The 12751-nt window shown below is 45.7% G+C and carries 8 protein-coding genes; all 8 read right to left on the bottom strand.

What is annotated here, in order from left to right:
* Positions 1-65 precede the first annotated feature (65 nt).
* A complete protein-coding gene (gene secA, locus MC7420_RS30920; protein ID WP_006105622.1) occupies positions 66-2864 on the bottom strand; it encodes a preprotein translocase subunit SecA in 2799 nt (932 codons plus the stop codon).
* Between the two features lie 210 nt (positions 2865-3074).
* On the bottom strand, positions 3075-3986 hold the full coding sequence (locus tag MC7420_RS30915; protein ID WP_006105660.1) for an Rpn family recombination-promoting nuclease/putative transposase: 912 nt from the start codon (positions 3984-3986) through the stop codon (positions 3075-3077).
* 109 nt (positions 3987-4095) lie between these two features.
* Entirely contained in the window at positions 4096-4587 is a 492-nt protein-coding gene (locus MC7420_RS30910) for an ureidoglycolate lyase (RefSeq protein WP_006105696.1), read from the bottom strand.
* A 32-nt stretch (positions 4588-4619) separates the two neighbouring features.
* Complete coding sequence (gene upp / locus MC7420_RS30905) at positions 4620-5255, bottom strand: uracil phosphoribosyltransferase (protein ID WP_044210735.1); 636 nt, start codon at positions 5253-5255, stop codon at positions 4620-4622.
* Between the two features lie 326 nt (positions 5256-5581).
* A complete protein-coding gene (locus tag MC7420_RS30895; RefSeq protein ID WP_044210765.1) occupies positions 5582-5989 on the bottom strand; it encodes a response regulator transcription factor in 408 nt (135 codons plus the stop codon).
* 421 nt (positions 5990-6410) lie between these two features.
* Positions 6411-7343 (bottom strand): isoaspartyl peptidase/L-asparaginase, encoded by a 933-nt coding sequence (locus MC7420_RS30890; RefSeq protein ID WP_006105672.1) that lies wholly within the window; start codon positions 7341-7343, stop codon positions 6411-6413.
* Positions 7344-7366: 23 nt separating this feature from the next.
* On the bottom strand, positions 7367-7513 hold the full coding sequence (locus MC7420_RS37525; RefSeq protein ID WP_071777281.1) for a DUF2256 domain-containing protein: 147 nt from the start codon (positions 7511-7513) through the stop codon (positions 7367-7369).
* A gap of 447 nt (positions 7514-7960) precedes the next feature.
* Positions 7961-12655 (bottom strand): putative Ig domain-containing protein, encoded by a 4695-nt coding sequence (locus MC7420_RS42035; RefSeq protein ID WP_006105691.1) that lies wholly within the window; start codon positions 12653-12655, stop codon positions 7961-7963.
* Positions 12656-12751: the final 96 nt, after the last annotated feature.

Here is a 12751-nt window from a genome sequence, read left to right as displayed (position 1 = left end):
ACCAAAGAGATCCCCGACTTCTTGAAGAAGTCGGGGATCTAACACTCACGAGAAATGACTCAAAACTACACAGCTTGCGGTTGCACTTGCGGCTGGAATTGGAACAGTGAATACACCACATTGCGACGAATGTCAATCATCATTTCCAAGAAGGTTTCATAGCCTTCTTGCTTATACTCAATCAGTGGGTCTTTCTGTCCATACCCCCGTAACCCCACTGATTCACGCAACGCATCCATTGATTGTAAATGCTCCCGCCACAAGGTATCAATCTGCTGCAAGATGAAGAACCGTTCGGCTTGTCGCATCAATCCCGGTTGAATTTGATCGATTTGGGCTTCTTTAATGTCATAAGCTTTACGGACTTCTTCATGTAAGAAGGTTTTAATCTCCGTCACTGTCATATCATCGAGATGCTCCGGCTGGAGATCTTGCAACAAATAGACAAACTCTTGTACCTTGGACACCAAACTAGCTATATCCCATTCTTCTGGCGGCAAATCCGGGTTGACGTAGGCATCTACAATATCATCCATCGTCTTCTCCGCATATTGGATGACTTGTTCTTTCAAGTCTAATCCTTCTAACACCCGACGACGTTCGGCATAAATTGCCCGCCGCTGATTATTCATCACCTCGTCATATTCAAACACCTGTTTCCGGGTGTCATAGTAGAAAGTTTCTACTTTTTTCTGCGCCCCTTCTAAGGAACGAGTCAGCATTCCCGATTCAATCGGCATATCTTCCTCTACCCGAAACGCATTCATCATCCCCGCCACGCGATCGCCCCCAAAAATCCGCAGCAAGTTATCCTCTAAGCTGAGGAAAAACTTCGTCGAACCCGGGTCACCTTGGCGTCCCGCCCGTCCCCGGAGTTGGTTATCAATCCGGCGAGATTCGTGGCGTTCGGTACCAATGACGTGCAATCCGCCGATCGGCTCGGTGTAGATTACCTCATCATGTTCTTTATGAGTAAAGGCTTCATATTCCTTTCGCACCGCCCGACAAACCTCCCGCAGCTTTTGAATCACTGGGTCATCCGTCGGGGCATTTTCCGCCGCGATCGCTATTTTTTCTTCAGCTTCTAATTCCGGTAGACTGCGTTCCCCATACTGCTGCACCGCAAACTTCACCGCCTCAATCAACTTTTGTTCGGTTTCCGGAGACAACTGAGTCGGGTAAATCTGGGGACTCACCTTCCAAGTTTTCACTTTTTTACCGGGCGCAAATCCTTGGGCTTGGGAGCGTTTTCCACCCCCTCCTGCCATAGCCGCAAAGGAATCTTCTTCTTCGGGGATAACAATCTGCGGCATGAAATATTCCCGCACTTTCAGCCGCGACATGTAATCCGCATTACCCCCTAAGATAATATCGGTACCCCGTCCTGCCATGTTGGTGGCGATCGTCACCGCCCCTTTGCGCCCCGCTTGTGCCACAATTTCTGACTCCCGTTCCACGTTCTCGGGTCGGGCATTGAGCAGATTATGGGGAACGTCCAATTGGCTTAACAAACGCGAAAGCACTTCTGATTTTTCCACACTGGTTGTACCCACCAATACTGGGCGTCCTTGCTCATGCATATCCGCACATTCTCGTGCCACCGCTTTCCATTTGGCTTCCTCAGTTTTATACACCACATCCGACATATCCCGCCGTCCGGGGGGCTTATTGGTGGGGATAATCGTGACTCGTAGGTTATAGATTTTTTCAAATTCGGCTTCTTCTGTTTTGGCTGTTCCGGTCATCCCGGCTAGCTTAGGATAAAGCAAAAAGAAATTTTGATAGGTAATTGTAGCTAGGGTTTGGGTTTCCTTTTGAATCTCGACGCCTTCCTTTGCCTCAATCGCCTGGTGCAGTCCATCACTCCAACGCCGTCCCTGTAAGACCCGTCCGGTAAACTCATCGACGATGACCACTTCGTCGTTACGCACGATATAGTTTACGTCATTGGTAAACAGTTCCTTTGCCTTAATCGCGTTGAAGATATAGTGCGCCCAAGGATTTTCCGGGTCATACAAATCTCCAACCTCTAGGAGTTTTTCCGCCTCGATAAAGCCTTCATCGGTGAGGATGACATTACGCGCTTTTTCATCAACCTCATAATGCTCTTCCGGCTGAAGCATTTTAGCGATTTGAGCCGCTTTCATATAGTTCTGGGTAGGGCGTTCCACCTGTCCGGAAATAATCAGGGGGGTGCGGGCTTCGTCAATAAGTACGGAGTCTACTTCGTCAATGATGCAGTAATTAAAGGGACGTTGCACCACCTCACTCATTGAGGTTGCCATATTATCTCGCAGGTAGTCGAAGCCCAACTCGCTGTTTGTGGCGTAGGTAATATCACAGGCATAGTTGCGCTGTCGTTCCGCAGGACCCATACCCGACTGAATCAGTCCCACCGTTAATCCTAAGAAACGGTGTACTTGTCCCATCCATTCCGCGTCCCGACGTGCCAGGTAATCGTTAACGGTAACAATATGTACCCCTTTGCCACTTAGAGCGTTGAGATAAGCTGGGAGGGTGGATACAAGGGTTTTTCCCTCACCCGTTTTCATCTCCGCGATTTCTCCTCGGTGCAGCACCACGCCACCTAATAGCTGCACATCAAAATGGCGCATTCCCAAAACCCGCCATGCAGCTTCCCGCACGACGGCGAAGGCTTCGGGTAGGAGATCCTCTAACAGTTCTTCTCGCTCGCGATCGGTTGTCGCTTTTTCAAGCTGCTGCTTGAATTCTGCGGTTTTCCCTTGGAGTTGCTCATCGGAGAGCGATCGGATATCTTCTTCCAGAACGTTGATATCGGCAACGAACGGTTGGTATCTTTTAAGTTTGCGGGTGTTTGGATCGCCAAGTAAGTTTTTTAACATAGCAGGAGAGGGATACGTCTAATCGCGCTTTGTCTAGGGTTAAGGTTAGACACTCAAGACTAAGGGCATGAATAGGGGAGTCAGCGTTCACAGGCAATCTTGCACGAGTCCCAGTGGCTAACGGCTAACCCATGATAAACCACCGCTTAGGGCGGCATTTTTATGATCATCCTACCATTTTTGCTCGGATTGAGGGGCGCTTCGTCCTTCCTACTGACGATCCTCCAACCAACTGGCTAAATCTGGTAAACTTTGAAAATCGAAAATTTCCTCAGTTAATCGTTCCAAATCACTCAACGGTAATTCTTCAATTTTGCGGCTGATTGCCAACGGAATTTCGCCAAAACGCTTCATAATTAGACGCCCTACTAGGGTTTTGGTCTGTTGTAGCCGCCCTTCTTCTTTCCCTTTTTCTTCAGCATAATCCAGCCGTCCTTTTTCATCTTGCAACATCATGCCTCGCCGATCAACCACCTCCAACTCTTCTACCGTCATTGTGGCTTGATTAGCAAGGTTTAAAGCAAGTTCTATCTCTGAAACTTCCCCTAAATTATCAGGAACACTCTCCAAACTCGCGGCTTCTTTCAGGAAATAAATCCATTTATCGGTTAAACTCTGTAGTTCAGACAAGGTTTTATTGAACTTGGGAAGTTCGACAAAAATCAGCTTCAATTCACCATCTAGAAGTTCAAATTTTTGGGTTTCCTCTTGAAAGACAAATTGATTAATTACCTGATCTGTGTTGGCAAACAAGATAAAATCAGTAATTGTTACGGCAATTGCTGGATTCAGGAAAGGATAATCATCGCCTGTTTTTAACTGGTTACTATAGGCTTTTGCCAAGTTATAAGCTACCCGCTTGTTAAAGGCAGTCATCGGCGCTATTTGCATTTCAATGACCACAATAGACCCATCCGCTAAAACGGCTTTGACATCTAAATACGTTTCTTTTAAGGTCATCACCTGACCCGGATTATAGGGATTAACAATTGTTAGGGATTGAATGATTTTTTCTTCGTTATAAATTATTGCATTGAGAAAACTGATTAAAATCTCTTGGCTTTGTTCGGAACCAAATATTTTTTTAAAGGCATAATCGATCTTGGGACTAATAAACCTCATTTTAGGTCTCCCGTTTCAGTATAAACAGCTAAAATAGAGTCCGATTCTAGCACAGCGATCGCCCCGTCTTCTATTTACTAAAAAGTGATAAGTTTATGGAGGTGATACATCAAACAATTTCCAACTCTAAATTGTGGCTTTTCAGGAAATTATGAGTAAAGTGGTCAACCTCATTTGTGTCACTCAGTTCTAAATTGTAGAAATCGACAACATCATGTTCAAAATAAGGACCCGCGTGCCACGTTCCTAGTCCTAACTTGATGAAACAGTTTCCCGGAATCCGAAAAACTTTAATGTCATCAATGGCAGGTTGTTCACATTCACAAGCAGGTGCAACCGCCATCCACCAGTCTTTCCCTTCTAGAGAACCCAAACATTGGGTACAGTGCTGATGGCGCGTGATTTTGTGAAATTTGCGACCTCTGTGATACAAGCGCATGATGTAAAAGCGGGGAGTACCGTTGTGCAGAACTAATTGTGCATCTTTTGCATCATAGGGTTTATCATCGGCTGTCGGCGTGATTAATTGACCGAAGGGTTGAAAGCGTTCGGCGCTAATTTCTTCTACTGAAAGCTGTTTCACTGAAATGGTGCGATTCATGACAGATATCCATTGCAACACAAAGCTTACTGCTATTTTGTCCCAAACAGGCGATCGCCTGCATCCCCAAGTCCGGGTAAAATATAACCATGATCGTCTAAGCTTTCATCAATCGCGGCGGTATACAGAGGGACTTCCGGATGATGATCATGGAAATTGGCGATTCCCTCCGGTGCAGCTAGCAAGCACAAAAACTTGATGGACAACGGGATAAAATCCTTCACCCGATCCACAGCGGCTACGGCTGTATTCCCTGTCGCCACCATGGGATCAACCACCAAGATGTCTCGGTGTTCAATATCATGAGGCAGTTTGCAATAATATTCAATCGGAATCCGAGTCGTTGGATCGCGATACAAGCCAATATGCCCTAAGCGGGCGGAAGGGATCAATTCTAAGATACCATCAACCAGCCCTTGTCCTGCCCGCATAATCGAAACAATCACCATTTTCTTATCTGAAGCCAGCATGGGAGCGTGCATGGGAGCCAGAGGTGTTTTAATCGGTGCGTATTTAAGCGGTAAGTCCCGCGTTACCTCGTAAGCTAGCAAGCCGCCAACTTCTTTCATCAGTTGACGAAATTTAGCTGTACTGGTGTCAGCCTGACGCATAAGGGTTAGCTTGTGCTGTACGAATGGGTGATCGATTACTGTAACTTGAGGGATCATCTGTTAATAGTAGACAGATTTTTATCTGTATAAAAGTTAATCTTCCTGAGAGTATACCACTCCTGTTGCCAAATCACAGCAAAGAAAGGAATATAGCGTAAAATGTATTTGCAAAATGGATTTAATTCATTTTTGCAACTCCCAAAATAAAAACAATATAACAGTGAAAATATTAGCCTATTTTACACTAGCAAAGTCAATGGGTAACGTCATAGTTGGTGGGCAATGGACTAAAACTCTTATCCAGTCGTCTAAAGACGACTGGATCGTGGGAGTGCTTGGATTTTCAGTCAAAGCTGTTGGAGAGACTGATACAAGATAGCGAGTTATACTTTTGATGCAGAAGAGGGAGAAGGAATATCCGTTAACACTCGCTTCACCATGCTGATAAATTCCTCCAATACATAAGGTTTTGTTACATACAGATTGGCTCCTAGACGTATCCCGCGTTCAATATCCCTGGGTTCGGATTTTGCTGTCAAAAAAATAAACGGGGTTTGGCGACCAAAACGGCGCAGTTGTGATAAGACGGTATACCCATCAAATCCGGGCATATTAATGTCGCAAATAATTAATTCTGGGTTCAGACATAAGCTAAAGTTGACGCCACTTGACCCGTTATCTGTGGCAATGACATCATAGCCATTGGCGGGATTATATCCTTCCATTGCTAAAATTTCAGATAAATTATCCCGTAGGCTTATGTCATCTTCAATGATTAGAATTCTTCGCATTGTTTCGCCTATTTCCATGCTGGCATTTGAGTTGGATTGAATTAGGTTATCTTTCTTTATTGTTCCCTAACAATTGAGAGTTTACATCCGTGAATTCTCTGGTTTTTTCAAGCTTTCGGGAAAACTAGACCTTGCTTATCGTTGGGGAACTCTCTCCTAGAATTTACCGATCGCTGTCCTTATAAAGATTTGCAAACAAAACTTGACGCCAGCGAGTTGATCCGTGAAACTACAGATAAGAGCGTAATACACTGTAAACAAGCGTATTACGTTAGTTGTGGTTAATTCCAAACAAAGGTTGATTAATCCATAATTAGCCGGAAGCTGGGATGGAACAGCACGTCTTGCCCAGAAATACTGTCTCCATCCAGGCAACCCGCGAGATTGGTTGATTGAGCCTATTGATGAAGGATAACCTCTGCTATACCGTTTGCACCTCCTCGATCATTTCTAGTGTGTCTCCCTTGTGGTGTCCGGTATGGTAAGCAGCAAGGAGAATTTGGCTGGTTTTTCCGCAGGCGATCGCCCCCCTAGCGTCAATGGCGATCGCACCTAAATCCCGCTGATTCTCCTTTGCTTCTTTTATAGAACGTTCCATGGCTTCGGCTAAGGATAAGCCGTCGGTGACGCGCACCACCACCCGTGCGGCGAAGCATTCATCAATGATATCTTCCCCAATTCCAGTACAGCTTACCCCAGCGTTGAGGTTAGCGTAATTCCCCGCAGGCATTGCCGAGTCGCTGACTCGACCAATGCGTTCAAATCCCTTCCCTCCGGTTGATGTACCCGCCGCCAAGCCGCCCTGACTATCTAACGCCACGACTCCAATTGTGCCACGTCCAGCTTCCGAAGAGAGGAGTTCGGGTTCGCTAACCACATCCGCCATCGTCCGTTCAAAGTTGTCCTGTCTATCCTGTAACCATTCCTGTAAACGCTTATCAGTCAAGGGGTTGTAAATCGGTGCATTCACTTCCCGCACCAATTCCGCCGCCCCAAAATCCGAGAGAATGCGATCGGGACAATCTTGCAAAATCTTCGCCAAATTGATGGGATTTTTAATCCGTGAGACATTAATCACACCGCTAAAGCGTTGAGGTTTACCATCCATCAGCGATGCACTCATGCGAATCTGTCCATCCGATTGTAATACCGAACCCGTTCCGGCATTATAGCGGGGTTCATCTTCGAGGAGTTGACAACCTCGAATCACCGCTTCACGGGCGTTTGCACCCGATGATAACAGGGCATACACCTCATCCAGTATTTTATAAAGCGAATCGCGCACCGCTTGGGTGGCGTCTTTGGTTTTCAGGGCGCTTCCGGCACCACCATGAATAATTAATTTGGGTTGCATTGAATTCACGAACTCCTTGATAGTCAACTGGCTTGGGATTTGCGTCGGCGGCAGCGTTCCGAGCAGAACTTTACATTATCCCAGCATTTCGCCCATTTTTTGCGCCAAGTGAAAGGACGTTCGCAGACGGGGCAGATTTTGGTCGGTAGGTCTGACTTAGCTTTCTTCACAGCGTACTCGTGCCATGTTACGTTAAGGAGCAGTTAACTCCTCAATCGTAACTCCTTGTAACCCTGTAATCCTTTAACCCTGTAATCCTGCAAACCAGTAAACCGCCATCGTGGGTTAGGCAGAACTTTATTTTGGCAAATATCATTTAATTGGCTATCCGCCGTAACCCACCAATAATTAATTTCCCCAGACACCGTAGTGGCGTGGCACACCTTATTTGATGAATTAGAATTGGTTCGTAGTGAGGGAACTTCAGCCCTCTCCAGCTAAGCGTTATAGCACTAAAGTGCTTACTACAAACAAAACCCTATTTTAGCTGTGTCACGCCACTACAATTGGATGGGATTGAAAATGATGCCAAATAACCTGTAGGGGCGACCCGCCTGCATCAATTAACAACTCCAATCCCTTCAAGAAAATCGGGTCGCCCTCTTCAATGCCAGACGTTAGGCAACGGTTAAATCAATCTGGAAGGTGAAATCATTAAAATCTTGGTCACCACCTCCATGCAAATCTTCAAAGCCAAAGGTGTTATCACCCAGTAGGCGAATGTGGTCAACTTTATCAGGATTCGCACCTAAGTAGGCAAAATAGGCAATGGGTTCTCCATAACCCTGGTACTGATTGTTGGAATTCTCAGCCAGCAATTCCTCCGTGGTGCCATTGGCGATAATGTAAGGCGCGAGAAGACTTCCTCCCTCTAACTGGGTGTCAAACGTCGCCATCCCCCGATTCACATCACTAACCACCGATTGGGCAAGGGCGGCTTGGGCATAACCTTCGTCTTCTGGGTAAATCAGTTGACCCGTCATTGGATCTTCAACTGCTCCCTCTTCATTTTCAATCACATACAACCCGACGGAATTATCGAAACCAGCATGACTCTTGATCTCGATAAAATTCGCGTCTACTGGACTGCTTTGTCCACGTAAATCAATGAGTTCTCGTTCTCCTTGTAATTGAGTTCCTAACGCAGGTAATTCATTCGTCGATTCAACCATTAGAGTCAGAGTATCGTTACCTTCTGCCATTGGGTTTTGCCAATTGAGAGTAAACTGATTGTTCTCTCCATTCAATACCTCAAAATAATCCGTATTGTTGGCATTAGCGCTGGGAAGACTAAACCAGACATTGCTTGGCGTTTGTCCTGAATCTAATGCGGCTTGGACATTATCCGTTGTGCTGTTTTGCACCAGATAAAATCCCAGATTGGGGTTTTGCTCACCGAAAACTTGCTCCACATCCAAAATCCGAGTCAGGTTATTGCCAGCAAAATTATTGGGCAAACTGGAGAACAGAACGTTTCCTTCATCCAAAGCAGCTTGCAGATAACCAGTTTCTCCGGGTTTAATCCCATTAATCTTCCCAGCCGCATTATCCACTTCAAAAATGCCAACTTCACTGACAAAGGATGAGTGATTACCCGTAAGCGTGAACAGGAGTTTATCGGCTGGAGAGTTACCTTTGAGGAACAACAGATCATTGTTGAAGTTGAGTTTCGGTTTGGCATTGCCATTATTCCTTGTTCCCCGATTGACCGTTAAGTCAAAGTCATCACTGATTTCCCCTCCATTACCATCATTAACGGTGAGAGTAATCGAGTTAGTGCCAATGGCTTTATTGCGGGGAGTACCACTAATTACACCCGTTTCCGGATTCAGGTTTAATCCTTTGGGTAAACCCGTAGCCGAGAAGGTGAGAGTGTCGCCATCGGCGTCAGTGAAATAGTTACTGATATCTAAACTGTAAACTTCTTTTGTCTTTGCCGTTTGGTTAGCAATGGGAGAGACTAATGTGGGGTCATTGTTCACCACAGGTGCAGGAGTGATATCTAACTCAAACCCATCGGTTTGTGTTCCGCCTTGTCCATCTGACGCTGTGACTAAGATATTTAGTTGAGTTTCATCACCTGTGTCCGGAGTACCGCTGAATGTTCCTGTTTGGGAGTCAAAACTTAACCAATCAGGTAGGGCATTTCCCTCTGCTAATGTGGCGCTGTAGGTTAAATTATCCCCATCCACATCAGTAAAGTTATTGGTGATATCTAGACTGAACGAGTCTTCTACCTCAACCGTTTGGTCAGCGATAGGCGAGACTAATGTGGGGTCATTGTTGACTACAGGTGCAGGAGTGATATCTAACTCGAACACATCAGTTTGTGTTCCGCCTTGTCCATCTGACGCTGCGACTAAGATATTTAGTTGAGTTTCATCACCTGTATCTGGCGTACCGCTGAATGTTCCTGTTTGGGAGTCAAAACTTAACCAATCAGGTAGGGCATTTCCCTCTGCTAATGTGGCGCTGTAGGTTAAATTATCCCCATCCACATCAGTAAAGTTATTGGTGATATCTAGACTGAACGAGTCTTCTACCTCAACCGTTTGGTCAGCGATAGGCGAGACTAATGTGGGGTCATTGTTCACCACAGGTGCAGGAGTGATATCTAACTCAAACCCATCGGTTTGTGTTCCCCCTTGTCCATCTGACGCTGTGACTAAGATATTTAGTTGAGTTTCATCACCTGTGTCCGGAGTACCGCTGAATGTTCCTGTTTGGGAGTCAAAACTTAACCAATCAGGTAGGGCATTTCCCTCTGCTAATGTGGCGCTGTAGGTTAAATTATCCCCATCCACATCAGTAAAGTTATTGGTGATATCTAGACTGAACGAGTCTTCTACCTCAACCGTTTGGTCAGCGATAGGCGAGACTAATGTGGGGTCATTGTTGACTACAGGTGCAGGAGTGATATCTAACTCGAACACATCAGTTTGTGTTCCGCCTTGTCCATCTGATGCTGTGACTAAGATATTCAGTTGAGTTTCATCACCTGTGTCCGGAGTACCGCTGAATGTTCCTGTTTGGGAGTCAAAACTTAACCAATCAGGTAGGGCATTTCCCTCTGCTAATGTGGCGCTGTAGGTTAAATTATCGCCATCAGCATCAGTAAAGTTATTGGTGATATCTAGACTGAACGAGTCTTCTACCTCAACGGTTTGGTCAGCAATGGGAGAAACTAATGTGGGGTCATTGTTCACCACAGGTGCAGGAGTGATATCTAACTCGAACCCATCAGTTTGTGTTCCGCCTTGTCCATCTGACGCTGTGACTAAGATATTTAGTTGAGTTTCATCACCTGTATCTGGCGTACCGCTGAATGTTCCTGTTTGGGAGTCAAAAATTAACCAATCAGGTAGGGCATTTCCCTCTGCTAATGTGGCGCTGTAGGTTAAATTATCGCCATCAGCATCAGTAAAGTTATTGGTGATATCCAAACTGAAGGAGTCTTCGGCTTCAACGGTTTGGTCAGCAATGGGAGAGACTAATGTGGGGTCATTGTTGACTACAGGTGCAGGAGTAATATCTAACTCGAACACATCAGTTTGTGTTCCGCCTTGTCCATCTGACGCTGTGACTAAGATATTTAGTTGAGTTTCATCACCTGTATCTGGCGTACCGCTGAATGTACCTGTCTGTGAGTCAAAATTTAACCAATCAGGTAGCGCCGTTCCATCTTCTAACGTGGCGCTGTAGGTTAAACTATCCCCATCTGCATCAGTAAAGTTATTGGTGATATCCAAACTAAAGGAGTCTTCGGCTTCAACGCTTTGGTCAGCGATGGGAGAAACTAAGGTGGGGTCATTATTTGTTATTTCACCGCCACCTGTTGAGCCGGAATCTTCAAAGAAAGCCCCTGCTGTTATATTTGGATTCCCGATAAGATGCGTCGGAACCGGACCCCCGTTATCCTGCAATGGACTCAATTGGGCATCGATTATTCTAATCTTGGCAGTCGCATTGTAATCGTTCCAGTTATTAGTGGCTTTCGGTGGATATTGGACATTCCCACCCTTGTCAGTTAATTCCTTATTCGTGTGTTGCTGAATCCCCCAATCATTTGTGCCATTATCGGCTGTATTCTCGTAAAAGATGGTATTCTTGACGCTGACATCGGCATTCTTGCTAGCCGATACTCCACCACCAACCCAGCTCGCGTTATTGTAAGCAATAGTCGAGTCAATAATTTCCGTGGGACTGTACAATGTCATTCCACCGCCGACACTTCCTGATGTATCGCCTGTGGTTTGATTACCCGAAAACGTGCTGTTAATTATTTTCGTTGGGGCATCATACGTCCATAAACCACCGCCCTGATTGGCTGCTGTATTATTGGCAAAAGTTGTGTCACGAACAACTAATCCTTTGTTGAGTCCATTGCTGAGTTGGACAACGGCACCTCCGTTCCCTTTATTTCCGCCATTGGGGAGTGCTAAAACTTCGTTATTTTCAAAGAGGCTGCCTTCAATAATTACATTATCCTGTGTCCCCGTGTAGAGATAAGCGGCACCGCCTTCCCCGCGACCTTTATTTCCTTCAAAGACACTATCAATAATCTGAATTGTGCCAGAGGTGGCATCACTTCCACTACTGGCGCGGTCAGTGTAAACGGCACCACCGTACCCTCTTAAGGATGGATTTTTGTTTCCGGTATCATAAAATGCAGCGGTAGTGTGGTTGTTGAGGAACGTGGAGTTTTCAATGGTTAATTTGCCTTGGAGACTATTAATTGCCCCGCCGTTAATCCCTTGGTTGTTGGTAAATTCACTATTAGTTACAGTGATTTCGCCGGGACTGACAAAGGCAATGGCACCAGCGCCGCGTTCATCATTTCCGGCAACGGCTTTATTATTATCAAAGGTGCTGGCGTTAACGATTAATTCGGTTTCCCAGGCGCTATAGATTGCGCCGCCACCATTATCCGCGACGTTGTTCTTAAACTGAACATTATCGACCGTTAATGCGCCTTGGTGGGTGATTTCAATTGCACCGCCGCGTTCATTGGTATACCCGTTGATCAGGTCAAGGTTTTTTAACGTCAGACTGGCGTTGAAATCTTGATTCGAGTTGACATAAAAAATGCGGGATTGTTTATTCCCGCTAATTTTCAGACCGGGAGCGTCCGCCCCATCAATGGTTATATTTTTTCCTGGACTAATTTCCAGTTGACCTGTTCTGAGTGTAAGAGTCTTTCCGGCAATGCTGGAACTGAATTTAATCGTATCTCCTGATTGCGCTAGGGCAAGTGCTTCTCTTAAGGAACCTGATCCATTGTCTTTTGTGTTGGTAACAATGATCTTTGGCATAATTAAATCTCCGAGACTATTTTGCGAAATTACAGTGTTTTGCTTTCCGTTTTCAGTCAGGTTGTCATGGGAGAGAGTCGTGTAGCGATAGTTGAT

The organism is Coleofasciculus chthonoplastes PCC 7420 (assembly GCF_000155555.1).
In the GTDB taxonomy this organism is placed as follows: domain Bacteria; phylum Cyanobacteriota; class Cyanobacteriia; order Cyanobacteriales; family Coleofasciculaceae; genus Coleofasciculus; species Coleofasciculus chthonoplastes_A.
Note: the sequence above shows the minus strand (reverse complement) of the source record. Positions and strands in the feature narration are given on the sequence as shown.

Excerpts from the sequence above, each read along its gene's own strand:
- secA (WP_006105622.1), bottom strand. The coding sequence starts at position 2,864 with ATGTTAAAAAACTTACTTGGCGATCCAAACACCCGCAAACTTAAAAGA.
- MC7420_RS30915 (WP_006105660.1), bottom strand. The coding sequence starts at position 3,986 with ATGAGGTTTATTAGTCCCAAGATCGATTATGCCTTTAAAAAAATATTT.
- MC7420_RS30910 (WP_006105696.1), bottom strand. The coding sequence starts at position 4,587 with ATGAATCGCACCATTTCAGTGAAACAGCTTTCAGTAGAAGAAATTAGC.
- upp (WP_044210735.1), bottom strand. The coding sequence starts at position 5,255 with ATGATCCCTCAAGTTACAGTAATCGATCACCCATTCGTACAGCACAAG.
- MC7420_RS30895 (WP_044210765.1), bottom strand. The coding sequence starts at position 5,989 with ATGCGAAGAATTCTAATCATTGAAGATGACATAAGCCTACGGGATAAT.
- MC7420_RS30890 (WP_006105672.1), bottom strand. The coding sequence starts at position 7,343 with ATGCAACCCAAATTAATTATTCATGGTGGTGCCGGAAGCGCCCTGAAA.
- MC7420_RS42035 (WP_006105691.1), bottom strand. The coding sequence starts at position 12,655 with ATGCCAAAGATCATTGTTACCAACACAAAAGACAATGGATCAGGTTCC.